Annotated in this window: 24 protein-coding genes; 8 read left to right on the forward strand and 16 right to left on the reverse strand. The window is 58.9% G+C overall.

The features are described 5' to 3' along the window. The first annotated feature begins 197 nt into the window (after positions 1-197). The 5 genes from cysG (at position 198) to cysC (ending at position 6,646) form a co-directional block, all read left to right on the forward strand. Positions 198-1,634, forward strand: a complete 1,437-nt coding sequence (cysG, locus tag ACB040_RS09705) for a siroheme synthase CysG (protein WP_371154559.1) — start codon at positions 198-200, stop codon at positions 1,632-1,634. A 72-nt stretch (positions 1,635-1,706) separates the two neighbouring features. Next, the gene (cysD, locus tag ACB040_RS09710; protein ID WP_368215197.1) at positions 1,707-2,639 is read left to right on the forward strand and encodes a sulfate adenylyltransferase subunit CysD; all 933 of its coding nucleotides are present in this window, start codon (positions 1,707-1,709) and stop codon (positions 2,637-2,639) included. 12 nt (positions 2,640-2,651) lie between these two features. Then, positions 2,652-4,079 carry a sulfate adenylyltransferase subunit CysN gene (gene cysN / locus ACB040_RS09715; protein ID WP_371154560.1) on the forward strand — a complete coding sequence of 476 codons (1,428 nt, stop codon included), beginning with the start codon at positions 2,652-2,654 and terminating at the stop codon, positions 4,077-4,079. Positions 4,080-4,083: 4 nt separating this feature from the next. Then, positions 4,084-5,808, forward strand: coding sequence for an SLC13 family permease (locus tag ACB040_RS09720; RefSeq protein WP_371154562.1), 1,725 nt, complete (start codon positions 4,084-4,086; stop codon positions 5,806-5,808). 247 nt (positions 5,809-6,055) lie between these two features. After that, complete coding sequence (gene cysC, locus ACB040_RS09725; RefSeq protein WP_021229572.1) at positions 6,056-6,646, forward strand: adenylyl-sulfate kinase; 591 nt, start codon at positions 6,056-6,058, stop codon at positions 6,644-6,646. Between the two features lie 455 nt (positions 6,647-7,101). Here the strand turns inward: cysC and ACB040_RS09730 are convergent, their stop codons facing one another. The 11 genes from ACB040_RS09730 to ACB040_RS09780 all read right to left on the reverse strand — a co-directional run bounded on the left by ACB040_RS09730 (position 7,102) and on the right by ACB040_RS09780 (position 17,017). Then, a complete protein-coding gene (locus ACB040_RS09730; RefSeq protein WP_371154565.1) occupies positions 7,102-7,674 on the reverse strand; it encodes a YkgJ family cysteine cluster protein in 573 nt (190 codons plus the stop codon). Between the two features lie 63 nt (positions 7,675-7,737). Further along, positions 7,738-8,427, reverse strand: a complete 690-nt coding sequence (locus ACB040_RS09735) for a hypothetical protein (protein WP_371154567.1) — start codon at positions 8,425-8,427, stop codon at positions 7,738-7,740. A 657-nt stretch (positions 8,428-9,084) separates the two neighbouring features. Beyond that, positions 9,085-10,722 (reverse strand): PAS domain-containing methyl-accepting chemotaxis protein, encoded by a 1,638-nt coding sequence (locus tag ACB040_RS09740; RefSeq protein ID WP_371154569.1) that lies wholly within the window; start codon positions 10,720-10,722, stop codon positions 9,085-9,087. 276 nt (positions 10,723-10,998) lie between these two features. After that, positions 10,999-11,859 carry a TIGR03899 family protein gene (locus ACB040_RS09745; protein WP_371154571.1) on the reverse strand — a complete coding sequence of 287 codons (861 nt, stop codon included), beginning with the start codon at positions 11,857-11,859 and terminating at the stop codon, positions 10,999-11,001. Between the two features lie 104 nt (positions 11,860-11,963). Then, on the reverse strand, positions 11,964-12,437 hold the full coding sequence (locus ACB040_RS09750; RefSeq protein WP_026034852.1) for a DUF3299 domain-containing protein: 474 nt from the start codon (positions 12,435-12,437) through the stop codon (positions 11,964-11,966). Between the two features lie 31 nt (positions 12,438-12,468). After that, a complete protein-coding gene (locus ACB040_RS09755) occupies positions 12,469-13,716 on the reverse strand; it encodes an ABC transporter permease (RefSeq protein ID WP_323925042.1) in 1,248 nt (415 codons plus the stop codon). After that, positions 13,710-14,399, reverse strand: a complete 690-nt coding sequence (locus tag ACB040_RS09760) for an ABC transporter ATP-binding protein (protein WP_201986254.1) — start codon at positions 14,397-14,399, stop codon at positions 13,710-13,712. The genes ACB040_RS09755 and ACB040_RS09760 overlap by 7 nt, the downstream gene beginning before the upstream one ends. 4 nt (positions 14,400-14,403) lie before the next feature. Continuing rightward, a complete protein-coding gene (locus ACB040_RS09765) occupies positions 14,404-14,988 on the reverse strand; it encodes a DUF2796 domain-containing protein (RefSeq protein WP_371154574.1) in 585 nt (194 codons plus the stop codon). Between the two features lie 31 nt (positions 14,989-15,019). Then, a complete protein-coding gene (locus ACB040_RS09770) occupies positions 15,020-15,319 on the reverse strand; it encodes a DUF2607 family protein (RefSeq protein WP_100645133.1) in 300 nt (99 codons plus the stop codon). A gap of 44 nt (positions 15,320-15,363) precedes the next feature. Further along, positions 15,364-15,906: a YtfJ family protein gene (locus tag ACB040_RS09775; RefSeq protein ID WP_005343253.1), complete on the reverse strand. Its 543-nt coding sequence runs from the start codon at positions 15,904-15,906 to the stop codon at positions 15,364-15,366. A gap of 220 nt (positions 15,907-16,126) precedes the next feature. Beyond that, positions 16,127-17,017, reverse strand: a complete 891-nt coding sequence (locus tag ACB040_RS09780; RefSeq protein WP_338772505.1) for a hypothetical protein — start codon at positions 17,015-17,017, stop codon at positions 16,127-16,129. A 139-nt stretch (positions 17,018-17,156) separates the two neighbouring features. On the opposite strand from ACB040_RS09780, the gene ACB040_RS09785 reads away from it, so the two are divergent. Then, complete coding sequence (locus tag ACB040_RS09785; protein WP_338772504.1) at positions 17,157-17,504, forward strand: hypothetical protein; 348 nt, start codon at positions 17,157-17,159, stop codon at positions 17,502-17,504. A gap of 29 nt (positions 17,505-17,533) precedes the next feature. Here ACB040_RS09785 and ppa read toward each other — a convergent pair whose 3' ends face one another. From ppa to ACB040_RS09800, 3 genes are all read right to left on the reverse strand, one after another. Beyond that, positions 17,534-18,064, reverse strand: coding sequence for an inorganic diphosphatase (gene ppa / locus ACB040_RS09790; RefSeq protein WP_005335667.1), 531 nt, complete (start codon positions 18,062-18,064; stop codon positions 17,534-17,536). 216 nt (positions 18,065-18,280) lie between these two features. Continuing rightward, a complete protein-coding gene (locus ACB040_RS09795; RefSeq protein WP_338772502.1) occupies positions 18,281-19,861 on the reverse strand; it encodes a DUF3369 domain-containing protein in 1,581 nt (526 codons plus the stop codon). A 109-nt stretch (positions 19,862-19,970) separates the two neighbouring features. Continuing rightward, a complete protein-coding gene (locus ACB040_RS09800; protein WP_107682739.1) occupies positions 19,971-20,852 on the reverse strand; it encodes a LysR family transcriptional regulator in 882 nt (293 codons plus the stop codon). Between the two features lie 158 nt (positions 20,853-21,010). Between ACB040_RS09800 and ACB040_RS09805 the strand changes: the two genes are divergently transcribed. Next, positions 21,011-21,397, forward strand: a complete 387-nt coding sequence (locus ACB040_RS09805; RefSeq protein WP_005335660.1) for a multidrug efflux SMR transporter — start codon at positions 21,011-21,013, stop codon at positions 21,395-21,397. Continuing rightward, positions 21,394-21,714 carry an SMR family transporter gene (locus ACB040_RS09810; protein WP_005335659.1) on the forward strand — a complete coding sequence of 107 codons (321 nt, stop codon included), beginning with the start codon at positions 21,394-21,396 and terminating at the stop codon, positions 21,712-21,714. The genes ACB040_RS09805 and ACB040_RS09810 overlap by 4 nt, the downstream gene beginning before the upstream one ends. A 78-nt stretch (positions 21,715-21,792) precedes the next feature. Here ACB040_RS09810 and ACB040_RS09815 read toward each other — a convergent pair whose 3' ends face one another. Next, positions 21,793-22,194: a VOC family protein gene (locus ACB040_RS09815; protein ID WP_371154580.1), complete on the reverse strand. Its 402-nt coding sequence runs from the start codon at positions 22,192-22,194 to the stop codon at positions 21,793-21,795. 58 nt (positions 22,195-22,252) lie between these two features. Further along, entirely contained in the window at positions 22,253-24,571 is a 2,319-nt protein-coding gene (gene mrcB / locus ACB040_RS09820; protein ID WP_042052390.1) for a penicillin-binding protein 1B, read from the reverse strand. Between the last annotated feature and the right edge of the window lie 2 nt (positions 24,572-24,573).

Raw genomic sequence — 24,573 nt, forward strand, 5'->3', positions numbered from 1 at the left:
CATTTAGCTCCTTATGAAACACAGTCCCTAGCCTATGGTCTGGCGTCAGGTACCACAAGTGACTTCGTACGCCTTTGTCACGAATTGGCTTTGCTAATTACCAAAACGCATTAAAAAGCATTTTTTATTATTTTGAGGGATAAGCTGCCCTGCCTATAGTCGCCCCATATTAGTCGTGTTCCGAGGGATGGGCCGAAATGGATTATTTACCTATGTTTGCCAAGTTGGAAGGCCGCCCGGTACTGCTGGTGGGCGGGGGCGAGGTTGCCCTGCGCAAGGCGCGCCTGCTGCTGGCAGCCGGTGCCCGGCTGACCTTGGTCTCCCCGGAGCTTGAACCGGAATTTGCGGAATTCACCGGTCGTTTCACCCATCTGGCCGAGCGCTTCACTCCGGCCCATCTGGCAGGCCAGATTTTGGTAGTGGCGGCGACCGACAACCTCGAAGTCAACGCCCTCGTTTATCAAAGTGCCAACCAGCAGGGTCTGTTCGTCAACGTGGTGGATGACCCCAAACGCTCCAGCTTTATCTTTCCCTCGATCATCGATCGCTCGCCGCTGATGGTGGCGGTCTCCAGCGGTGGCAAGGCGCCGGTGCTGGTGCGCCTGTTGCGCGAGCGGCTGGAGAGCCTGCTGCCGCGCCATCTTGGCGGGCTGACCGAGCTCTCCGGCCGGGTCCGTGACAAGGCCAAGCGGGTGCTCTCCTCGATTTCCGATCGTCGCCGCTTCTGGGAGCGCGCCTTTGCCTCCAACACTCTCGCCAGCCTGATTGAGAAAGAGGACTGGCAAGGTGCCGAGCAGTGGCTGAGTGATGGCCTCGACCAGGCGAAAAGCGAAGTGGGCGAGGTTGTATTGGTCGGCGCGGGCCCCGGTGACCCGGGCCTCTTGACCCTCAAGGCGCTGCAACAGATTCAACAGGCTGAAGTGGTGCTCTACGACCAGCTGGTCTCGCCTGAGATCCTCGATCTGGTGCGCCGCGATGCCACTCTGGTGTCGGTCGGCAAGAAGGCGGGTGCCCACAGCGTGCCGCAGGAGGAGACCAATCGCCTGCTGGTGGAATACGCCAAGGCGGGCAATCGGGTGGTGCGGCTGAAAGGGGGCGATCCCTTCATGTTTGGCCGGGGTGGCGAGGAGCTGGAAGTGCTGGCCGATGAAGGCATCCCCTTCTCTGTGGTGCCCGGCATCACGGCTGCCGCCGGTGCCACCGCCTATGCCGGCATTCCGCTCACTCACCGTGATTACGCCCAGAGCGCCGTCTTTATTACCGGCCACTCCCAAAAAGAGGGCAAGGAGCCCGACTGGCAGCAGCTCGCCGCCACCAGTCAGACTCTGGTCATCTACATGGGGCTGATGCGTTCCGAGCATATCCAGCAGCAGCTGGTGGATCACGGCCGAAGCCAAGCCACCCCCATCGCCATCATCGAGCGCGGCACCACATCCCGCCAGCGGGTGTTGACCGGCACGCTGGCGGATCTGGCTGAGCTGGCCAAACAGGCGGTGAGCCCGTCGCTTATCGTCATCGGCGAAGTAGTGGCACTGCGCGAGCGGCTCGCCTGGTTTGGAGAAAAAAGCGGCGAGCAGCTGCGCGCTAACCCGGATCTCGATGGCTGCGACCTCAAGCTGGTGCAGCTGGCCTGACCGAGAAAGAGATATTTGATGCGGCTGCCGGTGCGGCCGCGCACTGAACCACCCAGCGCCCCGAGCAGGCGCATAAGCAATGACCCGAGGACCAACATGGACCGTGAAAGATTGACGCACTTGCAGCAGCTGGAAGCCGAGAGCATCCATATCATCCGCGAGGTGGCTGCCGAATTTGAAAACCCGGTGATGATGTACTCCATCGGCAAGGACTCCTCCGTCATGTTGCACCTGGCCCGCAAGGCCTTCTATCCGGGCAAGATCCCGTTCCCCTTGCTCCACGTCGACACCGACTGGAAGTTCAAGGAGATGATCAAGTTCCGCGACGAGACCGCCAAAAAGTACGGGCTGGATCTGATCGTCCACAAGAACCCGGAGGGGCTCGCCATGGGCATCAACCCCTTTGTGCACGGCAGCGGCAAGCACACCGACATCATGAAGACCGAGGGGCTCAAGCAGGCGCTCAACAAATATGGCTTCGACGCCGCCTTCGGTGGCGCGCGCCGCGATGAAGAGAAGTCCCGCGCCAAGGAGCGGGTTTACTCCTTCCGCGACAAGTCCCACCGCTGGGATCCGAAGAACCAGCGCCCCGAGCTGTGGCGGGTCTACAACAGCCAGGTCAACAAGGGGGAGAGCATCCGGGTGTTCCCGCTCTCCAACTGGACCGAGCTGGATATCTGGCAATACATCTATCTGGAAAAGATCGACATAGTGCCGCTCTACTTTGCGGCCCATCGTCCGGTGGTGGAGCGCAACGGCATCAAGATCATGGTGGATGACGATCGTATGCCCATCGGCCCGGAAGACGAAGTGAAGCAGGAGCTGGTGCGCTTCCGTACCCTCGGGTGCTACCCGCTGACCGGGGCCATCGAATCCGATGCCACCACCTTGCCGGAAATTATTGAAGAGATGCTGCTCACTACCTCGAGCGAGCGGCAAGGGCGGCTGATTGACCACGATCAGGCCGGCTCCATGGAGCAGAAGAAGCGTCAGGGATATTTCTAAGGAGTCGTCAGCATGAACAGCCATATTCAGACCGCCATCACCGAACAGGGCATCGAAGCCTATCTGCACGCCCAGCAGCACAAGAGTCTGCTGCGTTTTCTCACCTGCGGCAGCGTGGATGACGGCAAGAGCACCCTTATCGGTCGCCTGCTGCACGACTCCCAGCAGATTTATGAAGATCAGCTCAAAGCGCTGGAGTCCGACAGCCAGAAGCTCGGCAGCACAGGCGAGAAGCTGGACTTGGCGCTGCTGGTTGACGGCCTGCAAGCAGAGCGCGAGCAGGGCATCACCATCGACGTGGCCTACCGCTATTTCTCCACCGCCAAGCGCAAATTTATCATCTCGGATACCCCGGGCCATGAGCAGTACACCCGCAACATGGCGACCGGCGCCTCCACCTGTGATCTGGCCATCATTCTGATCGACGCCCGCAAAGGCGTGCTGGATCAGACCCGTCGTCACAGCTTTATTGCGAGCCTGCTCGGCATCAAGCAGTTCGTGGTGGCGGTCAACAAGATGGATCTGGTGGAGTTCAGTCAGGAGGTGTTCGAGCGCATCAGTGCTGATTATCGCGAGTTCGCCAAAAAGCTCAGTGTCGACACCATCCATATCGTGCCGGTCTCGGCGCTGGACGGTGACAACGTGGTCAACCAGAGCGACAAGCTGGCTTGGTATCAGGGCGAAACCCTGCTGGCCCTGCTGGAATCCGCCGAGGTAGAGCGCGAGCTGGAGCGTCACCCGGTGCGCCTGCCGGTGCAGTACGTCAACCGCCCCAACCTCGATTTTCGCGGTTTCGCGGGCACGCTCGCCTCCGGCATTCTGCGGGTGGGCGACAAGCTGGCGGTGCTGCCGTCCGGCAAGGAGAGCACAGTGACCCGCATCGTCACCTTCGACGGGGATCTGGAGTACGCCCTGCCGGGTCAGGCCATCACGGTCACCTTCGCCGACGAGATCGATATCAGCCGCGGCGACCTGCTGGTGGATGCGGCCAAGCGGCCGCAAGTGACCCAGAATGTGCTGGCCCATATCGTCTGGATGGGGGAGGAGTCCCTGCAACCGGGCCGGGTCTACGACGTCAAACTGGCCACCAAGAAGAGTCGCGGTCAGGTGGAGGCCATCCGCCACCGTATCGAGATCAACAAGCTGGACGAGCTGCCCGCCTCCGAGCTCAAGCTCAACGAGATCGGCCTGTGCGAGCTGAGCCTCACCGACCCGGTGGCGTTCGACCCGTATCAGGAGATCCGCGATACCGGCAGCTTTATCCTGATCGACCGGCTGACCAACGTCACCGTCGGCGCCGGCATGATAGTGGAAGGCTTGGCCGCCAAAGCGGTAAAAGGGCACTACAGCGAGTTTGAGATCGAGCTCAACGCCTTGGTGCGCAAGCACTTCCCGCACTGGCAAGCCCTTGCCATCGGTAACGACACAAGCAAGGAGTAAGCCCATGACCTGGCAACAATTCCTGGTGCTGGGTCTGCTGGCTGCTCTCGTGGCCCTGCTGATCCAGGGCAAACTCCGCCCGGCGCTGCTTTTCTCGGGCGCCGTGCTCATCACCTACCTGAGCGGGCTGGCGGATATCAACGCCGTGGTGGCGGGCTACACCAACAGTGCCCTGCTGACCCTGGTGCTGTTGCTGCTGGTGTCGCTGGCGGTGGAGAAGACCCGCATCATGAGCTGGTTCGCCAATCTGGTGGGCACGGGTTCATTCAACAAGGTGCTGGTGAAGGTGTGGTTCTCCACCGCCTTCCTGTCTGCCTTCGTCAACAACACCGCCGTGGTGGCCTCCATGCTGGGAGCGGTCAAACGCAACCCCAACCACGCACCATCGCGGCTGCTGCTGCCCATGTGCTTCGCAGCCACCTTTGGCGGGGTGCTGACCCTGATCGGCACCTCCACCAACCTGATCGTCAACAGCTTCCTCATCAAGATGGGGGCGCCGCCGCTCGGCATGTTTGACTTCTTTATGGTGGGGGCGGGCACCCTGCTGACCGGTCTGGTGGCCGTGCTGCTGTTTGCCCGTCACCTGCCGGAGCAGGACACCGAGATGAGCCGCGAATCCGGCTATTTTCTCGAAGCCAAGGTGGGCGCCGGTTCGCCGCTGGCGGGGCGCAGCGTCAAGGAGAACGGCCTGCGCAGCCTGAAAAGCCTCTATCTGGCGGAAATCATTCGCGGCGATCAGGTGATCTGCCCGGTGCAGCCGGAACACGAACTGCACGAAGGGGACGTGCTGCTGTTTTGCGGCGATGTGGAGAGCGTTGGCGTATTGCAGGAGATGAAGGGGCTGGATCTCTACGGTCAGCACCGCCTCAACGGCCAGCATCTGGTGGAGGTGATCGTCAGCCACAGCTCGCGGCTGGTGGGTCAGACCATCAAGGATGCCGAATTTCGCACCCACTTCGATGCGGTGGTGCTGGCGGTGCGCCGCGGCGAAACCCAGCTTACCGGCGGCCTCGGCCAGATTGAACTGCACGCCGGTGATACCCTGCTGCTGGCCCCCGGCCCCCAGTTTGCCCGCAACAAGTCGCTGGGGCGGGAGTTTGTGGTGGTGAGCGGGCTGGAAGCCTCCACCCGCCTCGATGGCAAGCGCAGCGCCGTCGTGGTGCTGGGGTTTCTCGGGGTGCTGGCGCTGTCGGTGTTCGAGCTGGTGCCGCTGTTCAAGGGCTTGCTGCTGATGCTGGTGGCGCTGCTGCTCACCCGCATTCTGACTCTGGACGAGATCCGCCGCCGCTTTCCGCTGGATATCTGGCTGGTGGTGGGCGGGGCGCTGGCCATCGCCGATCAGCTGGAAAAGAGCGGACTGGCCAAGCTTATCGCCGACTGGCTGATGGGAGAGTTCAACGGTGCCAGCCCCATCATCGCCTTTATCGGTATCTATGTGTTTACGCTGGTGTTGACCGAGCTGATGAGCAACAACGCCGCCGCCGCGCTGGCCTTCCCCATGGGTTACCAGCTGGCGCTCAGCATGGATGTCTCGACCATGCCGTTTATTCTGGCGGTGCTGTTCGGGGCCAGCTCCAGCTTTATCCTGCCCTACGGCTACCAGACCAACCTGATGGTCTATGCCGCGGGCAACTACAAGATGCCGGACTACCTCAAGCTGGCCCTGCCGGTCTCGCTGGCCTATAGCCTCGGGGTGATTGTGATGGTGCCCCTGCTGTTTCCGTTTTAAGGCGTGAGCGCCAATCAAGGCGTGTTGGGTGAGCAATACCATGGTACCAGCACGTTGTCGGCTGATAGTCCGAGGTGGCTCCCCGTGGTGCCGGACAGTTTAAGTTTTGAGGCGTGAGCGCCAATCAAGGAGTGTTGGATGAGCAATACCATGGCACCAGCACGTTGTCGGCTGATAGTCCGAGGCGGCTCCCGTGGTGCCGGACAGTTTAAGTTTTGAGGCGTACGCGCCAATCAAGGAGTGTGGGATGAGCAATATCGTGTGGCACAAGCATGCCGTGGACAAACAGAGCCGGGCCGAGCTTAAAGGGCAAAAACCGCTGGTGATCTGGTTTACCGGGCTGTCGGGGGCGGGCAAATCGACCCTGGCGGGGGCGCTGGAGCAGGCGCTGGCGGCACAAGGCAAGCACACCTATCTGCTGGATGGGGACAATGTGCGCCACGGCCTCTGCGGCGATCTCGGTTTCGATGATGCTGCGCGGCAGGAGAATATCCGCCGGGTCGGCGAGGTGGCAAAACTGATGGTGGATGCGGGCCTGATCGTGCTCACCGCCTTTATCTCGCCGTTCCGTGCCGAGCGGGCGCTGGTGCGCAATCTGTTGGGCGAGGGGGAGTTTGTCGAAGTCTTTGTCGATGCGCCGCTTGCCATCTGCGAAGAGCGCGACCCCAAGGGGCTCTACAAGAAGGCTAGGGCAGGTGAAATTCGCAACTTTACCGGTATCGACTCTGCCTACGAGGCACCGGAGCAGCCGGAAATACACCTGCTTAACGCCGGTAAACCGGTGGAAGTGCTGGTGGATGAGCTGCTGACCGCCCTGCGGCAGGGGAACTACCTGTAGCTGGATCGGAAGAACGTATAACAAGTGCCCGGCGGCCGGCCAGTTGGCCATCACAGGCGCTGATGGGCTGGCGGCAGCCACTATAAAAAAAAGTTGGGTCATTATCGGAAAGCCCATAAATCCAGCTTATAGTGGCACCGACGAGCCTTGAGCTGTTCCAAGGCTGCCGATAGCAACCCCGCAAGGGAGTCTTCCGATCCTTGCTTATATCGCAGCGGGGTTATTCGCGATTGTCCGAATACGCTGCGCTATTCGAACCTACGGGCTGATTGATAAACCGCTTTCCAAACCAAAATTTCGAGCTCTCCTTCTTTCTGACTCAAAGTCCTCAATGATGAAGCTATCACCTAAGACAGTCGAACCAAGGCTTGTTCTAGTTGGTGAGCATCACAAGCGTTTTCCATACTTTGGGATATATTGCGAATTCACGCGAATGTTTTATTGGGGCGCTATAGTTAAAATATTTCTCTTATATCAAAAAGTCTGCTTTTCCCTGACTCATAAATTAAATATTCAAAACTTTTTTGGGTTTCAGTGAAATTTAATAGTGGCATTGTTTCTTGGTTGCAACGCTCAATTTCGCACCAATAGGATGTTTTTGTTAACACAACATGCCTTCTACAAACAAATGGTCGCACATTGTATATGCTGCAACCGTTGTCCTTTAGGAATGGGCAGGGTTTTTCCTGTGTTTTGTCATATGCAGAGAATTCTTTTCTCTTGATCTTTAAGGATTTCTCTATGTACTCCACTTCTAGCTCTGAAACTGACACTGGAATGTGGCAGCAATGAGAGCAACCTTTTTTGCAAGGTGTAAATTTATCTACGTAAGCATAAATTTCATTCATTTCAGAGAATAGTGAAGATAACTTATTTAGATAGTTAGCCTTGCTTTTTATTATTCTAAGGTATAAGCCTTCTTCTTTTTTAGATAGAGATGGAGGGAGCAATCGAATCATTTTTTCACGATTGGAATTCGAGAACTCAACGGCCATTTTGGGATTTTTCTCATCGAACTCATGGTCCATAAAAAGCCTCTAAGTTGCTATAGATAAAGAACAAGTAATCTAATTCCCAAAGCAGCGGCGCGTTTACGCATCCGACTGCCTTTGCTTGTTAGTTGATGACCGCTCACGATGTGCTCGCTGCAAGTCTAGCTTCTGTTTATTTTGCAATATCGCTAAATCTCGTGCGCGCCGATACACTGAGGCAAGTATTTTTAAAACCGCAAGTTCATTGTTTTCATTGCGAAAATACAGTGTGGATAGAGTTTCTTTTTTTACACCCATCAAATTAGATATTTCCACAACTGAATTATGAATAAATGTTTTTTCTTTTTCTAAAAGACTGAGTTCTTCACTTCGAAGATTAAGTCTCATTAGTTTTCTTTCACTCATTCCTTTGTGAATAACACTGTAGGTTTTGTTTCCTGCAAGGAGAGCGGCCGAGACATACCCAACAATTTGAGCAACATCTTTTGCTACTTCTACTATCTGGGATAACTCTATAAATCCGGGAGATGCATACTGAATTGATTTAATACTAGGCTTGTATTTACGCGGCATTTTGGCGAATAAATTTTGATAGAAGTTAACTGCGCTAAACCCACCACGCCAAGGATATTTCCCATAAATGTACTGAATTTCGTCATCTAGATAGTCATCAGCCACATCAAGGGAATAGAGCAAGCCGTAGAGCTGAATATAGACTCTCGTAAGAACATTCAGGTCAGTGAGTTCCCAACGTCCATCTATGTATAGCTTTATATTATCTACTTCCATGTGATTCCCTATGGTCATCTAACTCCGCTCCATCCTGATACAGATAATAAACATGATATTTAACATCAATTAGTTATGTGCCTGCCTCTGAAGCTTGACGCATTCGCTTGACTTCCCCTTTGAGCGCAATCATTACCATCTCGCATGTTGGGCTAAATATCGTAGGTTGGTGCTAAACGAAGTGAAGCCCAACGTTTACCGCGAAACGTATCTGCACATCTGTTTTACCGAACGCTCCAATCCGTGTTTATTCCGTTCTGGTTGAGATGATAATTCTCGTCTGCTGGGTTTGGCTACGCTCTGCGCCAACTTACAAAAACTACGCTACCGCCCCTGAATTTCAGCTTCCAGTCTGCTGTTTGTTACCTGCGTTTTGGTACTGGCTTGGCTCATGGCTGACTCCTGCGAGAGGTTGCCAAGCGGCTATGTTACCGAACGGGGCTGGGGTGAGAAGTACAAGCGGGCGGTTTTCTGAGCAAGATCAATAAATTAATAAATAACGGACGGCGATATAACCGCTCAACAGTGTCGGCCATCAGTGTTGGGGAAAATAGGACGGTGAAAGTGGGAGTGTCGCTATCTTGTTGGCGGGTATTAAAAAACCCTATGGGCCTGCGGGCCCATAGGGTTTTTCTGCGGTGATTGTTTGTGTAGTGGTTATCTGGCTTGGCGGACCGGAACGGCGCGGGTGGTGGCCACTTCGTAGCGGCTCTGGCTTGCCGGAGCCCCTTTCTGGAACTGGCGTACCAGCCGGTCGAGATCGCTTAACTGATTTACCAGCTGGGTGATGCCGTGCACGGCGTGCTGGCTGCCGACGCTGGAGTCATCGGCCAGGGTCTTGATGCTGAGCACGTTGCGGTTGATCTCGGCGGTGACGTGGAACTGCTCCTGCACCGCCTGGGCAATCTGGCCGCTGCCGGAGGCGACCTGCTGCAGCATATCGTTGATCTGCTGGAGAATGGTGCCGGTTGCCGAGGCTTTTTGCTGGCAGCTTTCGGAGAGTTGGCAGCCCTTCTCCATCGCCTGTTCTGCATCCCCGGCGCTGGTTTGCAGCTCGGTGATCATCTTCTGGATTTCGCTGGTCGAGGATTGGGTCTTGATGGCGAGCGTGCGGATCTCGTCGGCCACTACCGAGAAGCCGCGACCCGCTTCGCCAGCCCGGGCCGCTTCGATGGCGGCATTGAGGGCCAGCAGGTTGGTCTGGTTGGCGATGTTGTTGATCACATCGAGGATGCCGTCGATATCGCGGCAGTGGCCGACCAGCGCACTGATCACGCTCTTGGAGGTGGTCAGCTCGCTGTTCATGCCTGCCACGGCAGCCACGGTTTCGGCCACGCTACTGTTGCCGCTCTTGAACAGCACGGCCGTTTCATCCAGCAGGCTGGAGGAGTCAGTCGAACTTTGTGACACCTCGCGAATGGACTCCGACATCTCGGTCACGGCAGTGGCTACCTGATTGGTCTCGGCCTGCTGCTGTTGCAGGTTGTCGGTGATGGACTCGGCGTTGCGCAGATCCCCTTCGGCGGCCTGCAGGATCTTGCTGCAAGTCTGCTGGGTGCGGGCCAGCACGGCGTTGAACTCGGCCTGATTCATCACCATCGAGAGTTCGATGGCGGCGATATTGTCCACCTTGTTGGTGTAGAGCAGCTGCATCAGCGGGTTGTCAAAGCGGCTGCGGGCCATCTTGTTGAGCTTGCCGAGGCGACGGGAGAGGGCATTCAGGGTGATGGCCGCTATCGCCAGCGGCAGGGCGGCCAGCGCCAGTTGCCAGTTCATATCGTGGCTGTAGCCCAGGGCAAACATGGCGAGCAGGCTCAGCAGCAGACAGAGGTTGATGACCAGGGTATGGGAGAAGGTGGGCAACTTGAGCGCCAGCGGCAGCTTGTTGTTGCGAAGGTCGGCATAGACCTTCTCGGCCCGCTGTTTGATCTCCTCGCTCGGGGCGGTGCGCACCGACTGATACTCCACCACCCGGCCACTGGCATCCTTGATGGGGGTGACAAAGGCGCTGACCCAGTAGTGATCGCCATTCTTGCAGCGATTTTTCACCGGCCCCATCCAGCTCTTGCCATCCCTGATGTGACCCCACAGATCGGCAAAGGCCTGTTTCGGCATGTCAGGATGGCGCACCAGATTGTGGTGTACCCCCTTCAGCTCGTCGAGCGAGAAGCCTGCAATATCGCAGAACTCATCGTTGGCGTAGGTGATGCGGCTCTCCAGATCCGTGGTGGAGATCAGGCTCTGGTGGTCTGGATAGAGACGTTCTCTTTGGGTAACCGGTTGATTGATTCTCATGGCCTTGCTCCCGAGCTGTGATGGTTGAATTTTGATCTGCATCAAGACATGTGCAAAGGGCGGGCCAGCTGGCAAAAGCTAATGATTGATGTGTTATTAGTGTCGTTTTGGCAGGAAAAGATCGTTGCTGTTTGCAATATGCAACGGAGCAGACGGGGTGTGCCTCTGCGGCATCTGCAATTTGCAACCTATTCTGGTCAAGCCCATGAGTTGGGAGCCAGCAGCTTGATGCGAAGGGGCCATGAACCGACGGGGCAGCAGCTGCCCCGCCAGAGATCAGGGGAGAGGGTCGGGAGCGGGTGAGGAGGGGGGGCTTACGAGCTGCATCACTTCAATCTGGATACCCTGTACCAGCACGGTTTTCAGATCTTGCAGGTACTCCTCCAGCGGCGACTCTTGCAGCAGCTGGGCGAGCTCGTTGCCCACCGGGGTGAGGCGGTAGTAGAGCAGGGTGATGTTGTTCTGCTTGCTCTGCAGCCGCCAGCGCTGGTTGCCGAACTCCAGCTCGACCCCATCGGCGGGCAGCGGGCCTGACTCCAGCTCCGCGCGATGCAGCAGCCCGAGCTCAAACAGTTGCAGCAGGGCGTTGTAGGGCAGCCGGTATTTGCCAAGGCCAAGGCGGGTTGCCTTGGCGCGACTCAGCAGGCTGGCCCCCTTGTGCAGCCCCAGCAGCAGCCGTTGCTCGTCGCTGCCGGTGTAGTGGCAGGTCAGTGAACAGATGCGCTGGAACAGCTGGGCCTCGCGCTGGGTCATCTCTTTGAGGGTGGCGAGCGCCCGGATGGAGAAGCGGCCCGGGGTGGCGACTTCCAGCGCGAAGATCCGCCCCCACAGCTGCTGCATCGGCACCATGCTGATATCTTCCGCCAGTTGCAGGAAGCGGGTCAGCCAGTCGCTATCCATCTCGCCGCCGGCCGCCGTCTCTTCGCAGTGGCGGGAGGCCATCACCATGATGGCTTCCAGATTGCGCTGGCGGGCGGCCTGATCCGCCAGATGGCGAAAGGTGGCGCGCTGTTCGAAGGTGCTGTCGGTGTTGCGGGTGAGCATGCCGTCGATACCGCGACTGCGGGCCAGACGCAGGGTCTGCTCCTGGCTGCTCAGGATCGAACTCTCTTTTTTCGGGGGGGGGAGGTCTGCCATGCTGACTCCATTCGCACAGGTTCTGGAGCTGAATGTTACTCCAACCGGGATGCCAAGATAACAAAGCGGCCTCCGTGGAGGCCGCTTTTTTTGCAATGGGAGAATTACTCCTCGTAGACGCTCACCTCGACCGCTTCCATCGAATAGGAGGCGGTGGCCATCTCGTGGCTGGAGCTGACCGTGCGCATCTTGCCTTTCACCCAGATGGCATCCCACAGGTCATCCACCGGCGCACCCTTGGGGTAGCTCACATAGATCACCTGATTGGTGGGGGGCGGCGGCACATGGATGCAGGCGCCGAAGTAGGGCACCAGCAGGAAGGCGGTGATCTTCTTGGCATCCCCCTCCAGTGGCACCACGAAACCCGGAATGCGCACATCCTGGTTATCCAGCTTCTTGTTCACCCCGCCCACCGGTTGCGGCACCGACATGGGATCTTCGTGATTGACCTGGGGCGGTGGCAGCAGTTTTTCCCCTTCCGGGATGAGCACATCCCAGTCGATGGTCTTGTAATCGGCGGCCAGGGCGGGCAGCACCAGCAGGCTGGCGAGCAGCGCCACAATTTTCCACTTCATCATCTGTCCTTCTGTTTCAATTTTGGGCGTCTCGCTAGACGCGAATGCTCATGCCATCGCTCAGGCTGTAGCGGTAAGCGCGGGCGGCAGGGAGCAGGCCGATCACCATGCCTGCCAGCCACACCACCCCCAGCAACTGCCACTCGTAGGTGCTCGGCAGCCCCAGACTCAGTTGCAGGCCATAGTGGCTGAGCAGCCAGGGCGAGGCAAGCCCCTGCCCCAGATAGAGCACGGCGACCCCGAGGGCGATACCGACCGTGGTCAGCGCCATGGCCTCCAGCGCCAGCAGCAGGAACAGGTGGGCGGGGCCGGCACCGAGGGATCGCAAAATGGCGAGCTCCCGGCGCCGCTCGTTAAGCCCCGCCAGCAGGGTAGTCAGCATGCCGATCAGGCCCGCTACCACCACGAAACCGGCGATGACCGAGAGAGCGGTTTCCGCCACGCTCATCAGGCTCCACAGCTCCTGCAGGGCGGCCCCCGGCAGGATCGCCATCAGCGGCTCTTTGGGATAGGTGTTGACGCTGCGTTGCAGCTGGAACGCCAGAATGCGGTTGCTCAGCCCCACCATAAAGGCGGTGATGGTTTTCGGGGTGAGATCCAGCGCCAGCGCCTGCTCAGGTGTTACGTTCTTGCTGTGGCGGCCGGTATCCCAACCAAGATGGATCGCCTCTATCCCCGCCAGCGGCACATGGATGGTGCGATCGATGGGCGTACCGGTCGGCGCCAGAATACCCACCACCTTGAACGGCAGGTTGTCGTGCTGGCTGAACGAGGTGTTGCCAGCGCCGTGGGCGATGACGATGGATTGGTCGAGGTGATAGCCGAGCTTCTCGGCCACCTGAGCGCCGAGCACCGCTTCAAACGGCGTCTCGAATGGCCGCCCTTCGCGCAGTTGCAGCGACTGTTGCTGACCGTACTTCAGGTGAGTGAAGTAGTCGCCATTGGTGCCGAGCACCCGAAATCCCTTGTGGGAGTCACCAAGGGAAAGCGGGATGGTCCAGGCGACGCCCGGTTTCTGTTTGATGGCCTGATAGGAGTCCCACCCCACGTTGTTGGTGGGGTTGCCGATGCGAAACACCGAGTAGAGCAGCAGGTTCACCTGACCGGAGCGGGCGCCGACGATGAGATCGGTACCCGAGACGGTGTTGGAGAAGCTTTCACGGGCCTGGGTGCGCACCCGTTCCACCCCGAGCAACAGGGTGACGCTGATGGCAACGGCCAGCAGGGTGAGCCCGGCGGTGAGGCGGCGGGCCCAGAGACTTTGCAGGGCGAGCTTTAGCATGATGCCCTCCGGTTGAGCTGTTGCAGGTTTTCGACCCGCGGGAACAGGGGTTCGAGATAAGGGTCGTGACTGACGAAGATCAGGGTCGAGCCCTGCTTGTCGCACTCCTCGAACAACAGCTTGATAAAGGCCGCCCGGTTGTCGGTGTCGAGTGCCGAGGTGGGCTCGTCGGCGATCACCAGTGGCGGCGAGCCGATCAGCGCCCGTGCGGCAGCAACCCGCTGCTGCTGGCCAATGCTGAGGGCATGGACGGGGCGATGCAGTGCGTCATCCGGCAGTTGCAGCTCCGCCAGCAGACGGCGCGCCTCCTGCTCCGGGCTCCCTTGCAGGCGGGCCCGTTTGGCGGGCGAAAAGGTGAGGGCCGCGGTCACGTTGTCCTGCACCGAGAGAAAGGGCAGCAGATTGAACTGCTGGAAGATATAACCCAGATTAGCCGCCCGGAAGTGGTCACGGGCACGGCCAGAGAGCCGGGCCAATGGTTGGCCCAGCACCTCCAGGGTGCCGTGGTTGGCGGTCTGGATCCCGGCCAGCAACCCGAGCAGGGTCGATTTGCCGGAGCCCGACGGGCCCTTGATAAAGACCCGCTCACCCTCGCGGATGGTGAGGGCGGGCAGATCGAGTACGGTGTCGCCACCTGGCCAGGCAAAGGCCAGATCGCGGATCTCAACCACGGCTTTTTTCATGGCGTTACCAGCTCAGCTTGTTGGCGGACGGGGTCAGCTCGCCAGCGGTCTGGCCGGTGGGCAGGATCCCCTGCACGCTCAGCTTCTCAAGGCTCGGATAGACGCTGAACAGGGTTGCCTCGAGGCCGGTCAGTTTGGCTGGTGTAGCGCAGGTGTAGGTGTACATGGCGCCCATATCGGCGTGGCCCGCTTCGTCATGATCATGGTGGTCTTCATGTTTGTCGCTGGCAGCCTTGTCATGGTCATGGTCATGGTCATGATCATGCTCTTCTTTGGCGGCTTGCAGCTCCTGCTGGGTCAGTTTGCAGCCAGCGGCCGGGTCGAAGCGAAACAGGGCGTCAGGCTGCTGGAGGCGGGCGACCGCCTTGGCATACTGCGCCTTCTCTTCATCGCTCTTGGCGGCGTGCTCGAAGCCCACCAGATCGGCTGCGGGTGCCTGCAGCTCGATCATCAGCTGGTTGCCATCGACCACCAGATTGAGGTGGCCGTGGCCATGCTCGTGGGCGCCGTGGCTGTGGCTCTCGTGTTCGTCGTGATTGGCGTGTGCGCCAAAGGCCGCAGCGGCCAGCAACAGAGTAACTGCTTTCATCTTTAATCCTTTTTCAAAACAAATAGCGAAATTAAACAAAGGGATAGAGAAAAGCAGAGGCGGGCGGCGCACGGATGGCATAGCTGTGAAGCGTGGCTGTATCCGCCGAGCGTTGCATGGTTGCAACAGCGGGCAAAACAGAGGTCGAACCGGGGAAACAATAGGGGGTGGCGGTGATGACCTGCTTGCCATCCAGATGGAGGGCGCAAACCAGGCAGTGATGGTCGTCGTGGCCGGGCAGGGCAGATTCAAACTGGTGCCGGGCAAGGGCAGGCTGCAGCCATAACCAGCCCAGCAGCAAGATCCAGATTTTCAGCTTGATACGACCCATAGAACCTTATGGAAAGGGCGCCATCAGCGCCCTTTCTCTCTGACTTAGAGATGGGACTTGATGAGCCCCATCACGGTAGCAATGTTGTTGGCATCGAGCTGGCCATCTTTGGCAAACAGCACCTTGCCCTCTTTATCCAGCAGGATGATCGCCGAGCTTTCCGGCGTCAGATCCCAGGCGTTGCGCGCCATGCCCTTGGCATCCAGCACCATGGCGGACCAGGGGAACTCTTTCTTGCTGTCCTCGGCACTGCTCTTAACGAAGCCGGAGGTGCCCCAGATGGCGTCATTGCTGTTGATGACGGTAACGGTCTGGTACTTGTCTTGCGGCAGCTTGGCGGCCTTGATCGCCTCAATCATCGGGGCGTTCAGCTCCTTGGCACTGGAGCGACCGGCAATATGCTGGATCAGGAACACCTTGCCGGTGAGCGAGGTGCTCTGCCACGGCTGGTAACCGATATCCTTGCCGTTCAGTACCAGCTCACCCTTGTCGCTGACATTGACCAGCGGAACCGGGTTGCCATCCTTGAAGTTGTGAGCAAAGACCAGAGATGGCAGCAGCGCCAAAGTAAGTACGAGATGTTTCATCCTGATGACACTCCATTTGTTATGTTATAACGAGTTTCGGATTGAGGGAATGGGCGAGCTTCATCCTAAACTGATCGGATCTGTTTAAAAAGTGTTAAATAAGATCGCAATTCAGAAGCGTCGGCGCCCCGCCAGTCAGGGGGTTGGCTGGCAAGGGCGGCTAGGATGGCATGACATCGATAAAAATCAATGAATTGGCTGCTGGTCTGAGCTGTCTGTGTCAGTAGAGCGACTCGCTGATGAGGGGGATCTTGGCCATGGTCATCTGCTGGGCCAGCAGGGACGAGCCGGTCAGCAGCACATGGCGCTGATTGTTGATCACCACCACATCACCGGGTACGCCACTGTCTGCCGTAATGGCCAGCCAGGCAGGGGAAACGCTGCCGATGCTGATATCCGGATAGATGATGCTGAGCACATATTGCGGCGCCAGCTCCGCCAGCAGACTGGCCATCAGCAGCGCCTTCTCGTCGCTGTCGGCCTTGTTATCCTGCAACGCTTGCAGCGGCGGCGCGAAGTGATCCAGCTGCTCCGGCTGAGTGGGGATGGCGTTCAGCCACTCCTGCAGCAGGCTGACGCTGGTGGCGAGATCCTTGGCGGCAAACTGCTGCGCCAACGGCTTGAGCTGTCCCTTGAAGTGGTAGAAGAGCTGAGAGTAATCGGGTCGTACGCAAGGCAGTTTGCGATTGGCCGGATGGACGCAGGGGATCACCCTCATCTGGTAGAAGGCATCCTCCTGATACTGCTGGTAGGCTTGCCAGAACAGCATCGACTCCATGCTGTCGTCCCGCAGGGTGAAGGCCTGCTCCAGATTGCGAAATTTGGTAGCGGTCTCCGGGCTGCTCTGATTGATCAGGTTGATGCTGTTGTAGAGCCGCGGGCTGATATAGGCGTAGAGCGTCTCCAGCGGATTGGTGAGGGAAGCTTTCAGCAGGCTCATCTCGTGGCGACTGGCGGCCATCACCTGATCGTCGGTGGTCAGCTGGAAGTGCTTGCGCTGGCCATCGGTGGATTGCCACTGCCAGCTCATGTTGATCTCGCTGGCGTTGCTTGTGGCGCCAAGGGTGGTGTAGAGAGTGAGGCTGAGCAACAGCGCGGGGATCAGCTTCATGGTGGTGCTTCCTGCCGTGGACGATAATTAACAACTAGGTGAGCCGGCACCACTTTGGTGATGTTTCGTTTTGTGATCTGGATAACAGATTGATGTGACTTTTAATTTAATTGTGAAATTAAGTCACTCTGGAGGGGTTATGAAGCCTTGGATCATAGTGCTGTCTGGGTTGCTCAGCCTGCCAGCCATGGCGGGTCAGGTGATCGTTAACAAGGGGATGTCCGTTGCGGATACCTTTGCCCTGCGCGATCTGTTGGCGCGCGAACACGAATGGCAGGAGTGGCTGCGCTACCAGCAGGCCATCAAGTGGTTGGAGGTATTGCCGGTCAACTGCGAGCTGATGAGCCAGCCGGGCGGCGGCTATCGCTGTGGCGGTGATTACTATCGTCCCTACCAGAAAGATGGTCGTGAAATATACATTCAGGGCAATCCTGCTGGAGATGCGACCGGTCAGCTGCCGCAAACACCGACAAAAAAGGCGCCATAAGGCGCCTTTTTTTACAAACCGAGTGACGCTTACTTGGCAGCGTAACGCTCGGCAGAGGTCTTGATCTCGGCTTCGGCAGCAGCCTTGTCGCCCCAGCCTTCCACCTTGACCCATTTGCCCGCTTCCAGCTCTTTGTAGCGCTCGAAGAAGTGCTGGATCTGGGCTTTCAGCAGTTCCGGCAGATCGTTCACATCCTGGATGTGGTCGTACTGCTTGGTCAGCTTGGAGTGCGGTACGGCAACGATCTTGGCATCTTCGCCAGATTCGTCGGTCATCTTCAGCACGCCAACCGGGCGGCAGCGAATGACGGAACCGGCCAGCAGCGGGTAGGGGGTCGGAACCAGTACGTCGACGGGGTCACCATCCAGAGAGAGGGTCGCGTTCACGTAGCCGTAGTTGCACGGATAGAACATCGGGGTAGACATGAAGCGATCGACGAAAATAGCACCGCTGTCCTTGTCGACTTCGTATTTGATCGGGTCGGCATTCTGCGGGATTTCGATGATGACATAGATATCGTCGGGCAGGCTCTTGCCGGCCGGTACCAGGTTCAGGCTCATGATAATTCCTTCGTTGTTAGTATCAGGTTTGCAGGCCGATATTATAGCGATGTGATGTTAAATGACCATATTTCAGCTGATATCGCTAACAAAGAAGGGGGATGTTTCCGGTTTGCGGCGCGTTGATGTGTACGGGATGCAACAAAATGGCTGTTTTGATGCCCTGCCGCTGACCTTGGTCACCGGCAGGGCATGTGGAGTTGCGAGTAAAGAGGGTCAGAGCGAGTAGGGGAGTCTCGACTCGTTGACCAGTCGCGACAGGGCTGCCACCACCTGAGGGTCAAACTGGGTGCCGGAGCGGGACTGGATATACTCCATGGTCTGCGTCAGCGTCCAGGGCTCCTTGTAGGGGCGCTTGCTGAGCAGGGCATCGAACACATCGACAACCGCCACAATCCGCGCCGACAGGGGGATCTGCTGACCTGCCAGCTGCTGCGGGTAGCCCTTGCCATCGAAGTGCTCGTGGTGGCCCCGGGCGATTTCGGCGCCGAGAGAGAGGTAGCTGGTTCCCTCCACCATTTCGCCCGCCTTGTGCAGGATATTGGCGCCGATACCTGCGTGCAGCTCCATGATTGCCCGCTCTTCCGGGTCGAAACGGCCGGGCTTGTGCAGGATATGATCCGGGGTGCCCACCTTGCCCACATCGTGCAGGATGGAGGCCATGCCGATCATCTCGACAAACTCCGGGGTTAGCTGCTCGGGATAGGCCGCCATCTGCTTCAGTTCGGCCACGATGGCATCCGAGAGCTTCTGCACCCGCAAGACATGCTCTCCGGTATCGGAGTCGCGAAACTCCGCCAGCGCCGCCAGCGCCACCACGGTGGCCTCTTGGGCGCGCAGCAACTGGTTGTAGAGATAGAGGTTGTCGTAGGCCGCCGAGATGCGCTGACAGAAGACATCCAGCAGATCGCACTCGAGAGGATCGAGGGGCTGGGTCGGGGTAAAACTCAACACGAACTCGCGACCATTCTGGGCGGCGATATAGAGTGAATCCTGCGGGTGTTCAAAGCGGTTGCTGCGCGCCGCCAGTGCCTTCAGGACCGAGTCATTGAGGGTGGGAAAGTCGGTGATCTTGCCATCACCCAGCAGGGTCTCGTAGTCGCCGGTGGCGGCGAGGATCTCCAGCCCCTGTTCGCCGGGACGGCGCTCGGCGCAGATAGCCCCTTCGGTGCCCACATCGAGAATGGCGCTGATCTGTTTCAGCACGCCGGAGGCAAACTCCTTGAGTGAATGAAGATGGTAGAGATCGCCCGCTCCTTCGAGAATTTTGCCGAGCCCCTGCCGGCTCTTGTCGATGGCACTGAGGGTTTCGTATGAACGCAGGGATGCGATGACAGTGGTGTAGAGCTTTTGTACCGTCAGCTCGGTCTTGGTCTTGTAGTCATTGATGTCGTAATCGAGGATCACCCGCTGCTCGGGGGCTTGGCCGGGTTGGCCGGTACGCAGCACGATCCGCACCAGCGAGTTGTGCATTTCGTTGCGGATCCGGTGCACCAGCCGCAGACCTGCATCTTCGGTCTCCATCACCACATCGAGCAGGATCAGCGCAATCCTGGGATTGGCCTCCAGCATGCGGCCAGCTTCGGCGCCGCTGTAGGCATTGAGCAGCTCCAGCGGACGGGATTTGTAGTGAATGTTGGAGAGGGCCAGGCGGGTGGCATGATGGATATCCGGCTCATCATCCACGATCAGCACTTGCCATGGGTTGAGTGCCTTGGGGACCACGACCTCCTCATCATCGAGTTCGATGATGTCGTCGTCCAGCAAGATATCGTCCTTGTCTTGGGCACTGCTCATATCGGTTACGCCTCCGGCGCTCAATGAGTATGTGAACAGTATGCACGATCACATCCTCTCGGATCATCAGGATAAGTAGATATCGTGAGCTGGCTCCGCCTCTTTATCGCTACTCGAAAGGTTCCAGATATCCCTGGATCGACTTCTTCAACCAGGCCAACACCTTGCCGTGATAGGCATTTTCCGCCAGATAGACCCCGTAATCCCGCCACTGCAGGCTGAACTTGTGTTTCAGGGTCAGCAGGGAGCCTTGTCGCAGCTGGCTCTGGATCAGAGGCGAGGGGAGCACTGCCCAACCCAGCCCGTCCAGCACCGCATTGCGCATCAACTCGAAGCTGGAGAGGCCGATATGCTGGCCTCCCACAGGTAGCAGGCTTTTTACAGAAAACTCATCTACATACGAGAGGGTAACCTGGGTGTGATCGGTCAGATCCTGCTGTTTGACCCGCTTCAGTCCGGCCAGCGGATGGCTGGGCGCCACCACCATCAGGGTGCGGATCGGGTTGAGCACGTCGATATTGAGGCCGCTGCGTTCCTGATCCTCGGTGATAAGGCCAAAGGCGGCATCGACGAATCCCTCTTCCACCAGCGCCGGCAGTTCAGGCGGAGATGCAAGCACCAGCGAGATACTGGTACCGGGAAACTGATTGTGCAGGCTGGTCAGCATCTCGCGCCACACCGGCTCGGGAATCGCGTCATCGCGGGCAACCCGCAGCGCCACTTCGGCCCCCGAGGCGTAATGTTTGCACTTCTGCTGCAGGCTGTTGGCTGCCTGTAGCAGGCGAGTGCAATCATCAAGCACCAGCTCGCCGATCTCGGTCAGCCGACTCTGATTGGCACCTCGTTCAAAAAGTTCGACGCCAAGCTCAACTTCCAGCGCCGCGATGGCGGTGCTGACGGCGCTGCGGCTTTTGCCGAGGCGACGGGCGGTGTTGGCAATAGAGCCGCTATTGGCTGACTCTACAAAGAGTTCTATCTGATATAGCTTCATGTTTTACAGGCTGTGGCGGAGTTTTTCACCATCACCTTAGCGTGCCGAACCAAGGCAAGGCAAACCTGTGGCGTCGGAATAATCGACGCTGAGCGATTGTCGCGAGTTGCTTCTCCCCGTTTACCATCTCTCCCGTCGAAGCAACAAAGGCATCTTATATGTTATTAAGTCGTATGTTTCTGGCCCGGCTGTTTTTGACCGGCGCCATCGTGACCGAGGTCGCCGGTACCTCCAGCATGGCCATGATCCCCGAGCAGGGGGCTGGCTGGATGAATTACATCCCGATGTGGCTGTTGATCGGTTTCTCGTACTGGTTGCTGGCGAAAGCCGCCAAAACAATCTCCATTGGTATTGCGTTTGCGCTCTGGGAGGGGCTCGGGATCACCTTGATCACCATAGTGTCGGTCATGTTCCTTGGTTACGATGTGACCGTTCAGGAGCTGATTGGCCTGGCTCTCGCGATAGTGGGGATTGTTATGGTGACCATGGGGGAGACCCATGATGAGCCCGCAGACAAGTCAGTAGAAGCGGAGGCCACAGCATGAGTCCGTTTGTGATTGTACTGGGGGCCGCACTGATCGATATCGGCGCCAACATGGCCATCAACCGCTCCAAGGGTTTTCGTTACAAGGGGTGGGGATTCCTGGGGATCATGCTGGTACTCGGCGCCTTTACCCTGCTCTCGGAAGCGGTAAGTGGCGGCCAGATTGACCTGGCTGTTGCCTACGCCACCTGGGGGGCTATCGGCATCGTCGGTACGGCGCTGGGCGGTTTGCTCTTCTTCGGTGAGCGGCTCAAGCCCATCGGTTGGGCTGGCATGATGGTGATGGCGCTGGCTGTCGTTATGCTGACTACCGCTTGATGACCTGAAGCAATAACAAAAGCCGCCCGGTAGCAACCGGGCGGCTTTTGTTTGGCTGATTGCTTGGTCGATGCAGGCTCAGCGCGGCGCTTCGTAGAGCTCCAGCGGCAGGCCGTCGGGGTCGGCGAAGAAGGTAAAGCGCTTGCCGGTCAGCTCGTCCACCCGCACGGGCTCTACCTCGACCCGATGGGTCAGCAGGTGGGCGATGACCCGGTCAAGATCGCTGACCCTAAAGGCGAGATGGCGCAGGCCACACGCCTCGGGGCGGGAGGGGCGCTCGGGAGGCGAGGGGAAGCTGAACAGCTCCAGCTGGCTGCCGTCCGGCAGGGCCAGATCCAGTTTCCACGACTGGCGCGCCTCGCGCCGGGTCTCGGCGATGATGGGCAGCCTCAGCACCTCGTGGTAGAAGTGGCGCGAGCGTGGGTAATCGCTGGCGATGATGGCCACATGGTGGATGGCGTCAAACAGCGGAAAGGTCATGGTGTTTCCTTGTCAGCAGCATAGTGAACGGGCACCCTGCGCTGCCCGTGTCGTTGATCTAGTTGAAGAAACCGCCGAACCAGTCATCCAGCGCACTGCGTGGCGTCGCACTGCTGGCGCAACCGGCCGGGGAGCCCATGGTGGAGGCTTTGGCCGGCACCTGCAGGCTGCCCGGGCAGTCGCTGGTGACGCGGGTGCCGCTGGCGCGGGAGAAGTTGGCCCAGGTGACCCCTTCCGGCATCTTCAATCCCAGACTGTTGACGCCGCGCTGGCTCATGTAGCCGCTAAAGAGCTGCAGGGCACCGCTGGCACCGGTCAAGCCCGCCGGGGTGTTGTCGTCGCGACCGACCCAGATACTGACCAGCTCGTTGTTGTCCATCCCGGCAAACCAGGAGTCGCGTAGCTCGTTGGTGGTGCCTGTCTTGGCCGCCATGGTGGCGCCGGGGAACTTGGCACTGAGAGCGCGGGCCGTACCCTGACTCACCGTCTTGGTCATGGCGAACAGGGTCAGCCAGCTTGCTTGCTGGTCGGTGACTCGCTTGGCGGTCTGATCATGCTGATAGAGCAGGCTGCCATCCCCGTTCACCACGGCGCGAATGGCCGATAGCGGCTGGGTCAGCCCCTGATTGGCGATGGGCAGATACATCTGGTTCACCTCCAGCGGGGAGAGGGCCACCGCCCCCAGCACCAGCGACGGATAGGGCTGGATCTCCTGCTGAACTCCCAGTTTGTGCAGGGTATCGACCACCTTCTCCAGCCCCACCTGCAGACCCAGATTGACGGTCGGTACGTTGAGTGAGCTGGCCAGCGCATCCATCAGCGGCACGCTCTGGCGGAACTTGCGATCGTAGTTTTGCGGCGTCCAGACCTGACCATCCTGACCGCGAATGCGGATCGGCTGATCTTTGAGCGGGGTCGCCAGGGTCAGGCCGTTGGAGAGACCGGTGAGGTAGACTGCCGGTTTCACCAGCGAGCCGATCTGGCGGCGGGCATCCAGCGCCCGGTTGAACCCGGCGTAGCGGGGATCGCGGCCACCCACCAGCGCCACCACTTCGCCCTTGTGCCAGTCGGAGACCACCATGGCCGCCTCCAGCTTTTTCTTGCCGCGCAGTTTCTCGATATCGGCGAGGCCCGATTCGACCGCCCGCTCGGCCGCATGCTGGGCGATGGGGTCGAGGCTGGTGAAGATCTTGAGGCCGGACTGCTTGAGCAGATCGGCGCCGAAGCGGCTCTGGATCTCTCGCTTGAGCAGTCCCATAAAGGCCGGGGTGCGGCCATAGCTCATCTGGCCGCGGGCGATGATGCCGAGGGGCTGGCGGCTGGCCAGCTCATATTCGGCCTGGGTCAGGCTGCCGTGATCCATCAGCAGCTTCAGCACCAGATCACGGCGGGTCTTGGCCCGCTCCGGGAAGCGCCAGGGATCGTAATAGGAGGGGCCTTTCACCAGACCGACCAGCAGGGCGACCTGATCGATATCCAGCTCGTTGACCGGAATGCCGAAGTAGAAGTAGGAGGCAAGCCCGAAACCATAGACCCCTTGCGAGAAGTTCTGCCCCAGATAGACCTCGTTGAGGTAAGACTCCAGGATCTCGTCCTTGCTGTAGCGATAGTCGATCAGCACCGCCATATAGGCTTCCTGCAGTTTTCGCCACAGGCTGCGTTCACGGGTCAGGAAGAAGTTTTTGGCCAGCTGCTGGGTCAGGGTACTGCCCCCCTGCACGGTACGACCCGCGATCAGGTTGGCGAACATGGCGCGCATGATGGCCACTGGCGAGACGCCGCCATGCTGGTAGAAGTCGCGATCTTCGGTGGTGAGCAGGGTCACCAGCAGGCTGTCGGGCACTTCGGCGATACGCACCAGCAGGCGATCTTCCCGATCTTCGGTATTGAGGCGATCGAGCAGCACAGGGTCCATCTGGGCGTAACCGAGCTGGCGCTGGTTCTCCAGCGACTGGATCCCCTCAAGGCGCGGGCCGTTGAAGGTGAGGCGCAGGCCGCGGGCTCCGTCGGCGCCGTCATAGAACTCGAACGGACGGCGAATCAGCTCGATGCGGTTGCCGTTGATGGTGTATTCACCCGGCGTGTGAGGCTGGCGCACCTGCTTGTAGCTCAGCATGTTGAGCTCGCGCAGCATCTGGTCCCGCGACAGGCGCTGGCTGGGGTAGAGCTCCAGCGGGCGGCTGTAGACCATCACCGGCAGCTGCCACTTCTCGCCATCGAAGCGCTCGCGCACCTTGGTATCGAGGTAGATGCCAAACACCACCATAAAGGCCGCCACCACCAGGGAGAGCTTGAAGCCAAGCCAGAATAGCTTGCGCCAGATGGTGCGTTTGGGCGCTGCCTTCTTGGGGGCACGCTTGCGTCGTTGGGTTGCCATAA

This window comes from Aeromonas sp. S11(2024), from assembly GCF_041402345.1.
Lineage (GTDB): Bacteria > Pseudomonadota > Gammaproteobacteria > Enterobacterales > Aeromonadaceae > Aeromonas > Aeromonas veronii.

Bases quoted from the DNA above. Each gene is read 5' to 3' on its own strand.
- cysN (WP_371154560.1), top strand. From the start codon at position 2,652: ATGAACAGCCATATTCAGACCGCCATCACCGAACAGGGCATCGAAGCC.
- ACB040_RS09740 (WP_371154569.1), bottom strand. From the start codon at position 10,722: ATGAGAATCAATCAACCGGTTACCCAAAGAGAACGTCTCTATCCAGAC.
- cysG (WP_371154559.1), top strand. From the start codon at position 198: ATGGATTATTTACCTATGTTTGCCAAGTTGGAAGGCCGCCCGGTACTG.
- cysC (WP_021229572.1), top strand. From the start codon at position 6,056: ATGAGCAATATCGTGTGGCACAAGCATGCCGTGGACAAACAGAGCCGG.
- ACB040_RS09720 (WP_371154562.1), top strand. From the start codon at position 4,084: ATGACCTGGCAACAATTCCTGGTGCTGGGTCTGCTGGCTGCTCTCGTG.
- ACB040_RS09785 (WP_338772504.1), top strand. From the start codon at position 17,157: ATGAAGCCTTGGATCATAGTGCTGTCTGGGTTGCTCAGCCTGCCAGCC.
- ACB040_RS09745 (WP_371154571.1), bottom strand. From the start codon at position 11,859: ATGGCAGACCTCCCCCCCCCGAAAAAAGAGAGTTCGATCCTGAGCAGC.
- ACB040_RS09780 (WP_338772505.1), bottom strand. From the start codon at position 17,017: ATGAAGCTGATCCCCGCGCTGTTGCTCAGCCTCACTCTCTACACCACC.
- ACB040_RS09805 (WP_005335660.1), top strand. From the start codon at position 21,011: ATGTTATTAAGTCGTATGTTTCTGGCCCGGCTGTTTTTGACCGGCGCC.
- mrcB (WP_042052390.1), bottom strand. From the start codon at position 24,571: ATGGCAACCCAACGACGCAAGCGTGCCCCCAAGAAGGCAGCGCCCAAA.
- ACB040_RS09765 (WP_371154574.1), bottom strand. From the start codon at position 14,988: ATGAAAGCAGTTACTCTGTTGCTGGCCGCTGCGGCCTTTGGCGCACAC.
- ACB040_RS09815 (WP_371154580.1), bottom strand. From the start codon at position 22,194: ATGACCTTTCCGCTGTTTGACGCCATCCACCATGTGGCCATCATCGCC.
- ppa (WP_005335667.1), bottom strand. From the start codon at position 18,064: ATGAGCCTGAACCTGGTACCGGCCGGCAAGAGCCTGCCCGACGATATC.
- ACB040_RS09800 (WP_107682739.1), bottom strand. From the start codon at position 20,852: ATGAAGCTATATCAGATAGAACTCTTTGTAGAGTCAGCCAATAGCGGC.
- ACB040_RS09735 (WP_371154567.1), bottom strand. From the start codon at position 8,427: ATGGAAGTAGATAATATAAAGCTATACATAGATGGACGTTGGGAACTC.
- ACB040_RS09760 (WP_201986254.1), bottom strand. From the start codon at position 14,399: ATGAAAAAAGCCGTGGTTGAGATCCGCGATCTGGCCTTTGCCTGGCCA.
- ACB040_RS09775 (WP_005343253.1), bottom strand. From the start codon at position 15,906: ATGAAACATCTCGTACTTACTTTGGCGCTGCTGCCATCTCTGGTCTTT.
- ACB040_RS09795 (WP_338772502.1), bottom strand. From the start codon at position 19,861: ATGAGCAGTGCCCAAGACAAGGACGATATCTTGCTGGACGACGACATC.
- ACB040_RS09730 (WP_371154565.1), bottom strand. From the start codon at position 7,674: ATGGACCATGAGTTCGATGAGAAAAATCCCAAAATGGCCGTTGAGTTC.
- ACB040_RS09770 (WP_100645133.1), bottom strand. From the start codon at position 15,319: ATGGGTCGTATCAAGCTGAAAATCTGGATCTTGCTGCTGGGCTGGTTA.
- ACB040_RS09750 (WP_026034852.1), bottom strand. From the start codon at position 12,437: ATGATGAAGTGGAAAATTGTGGCGCTGCTCGCCAGCCTGCTGGTGCTG.
- ACB040_RS09810 (WP_005335659.1), top strand. From the start codon at position 21,394: ATGAGTCCGTTTGTGATTGTACTGGGGGCCGCACTGATCGATATCGGC.
- ACB040_RS09755 (WP_323925042.1), bottom strand. From the start codon at position 13,716: ATGCTAAAGCTCGCCCTGCAAAGTCTCTGGGCCCGCCGCCTCACCGCC.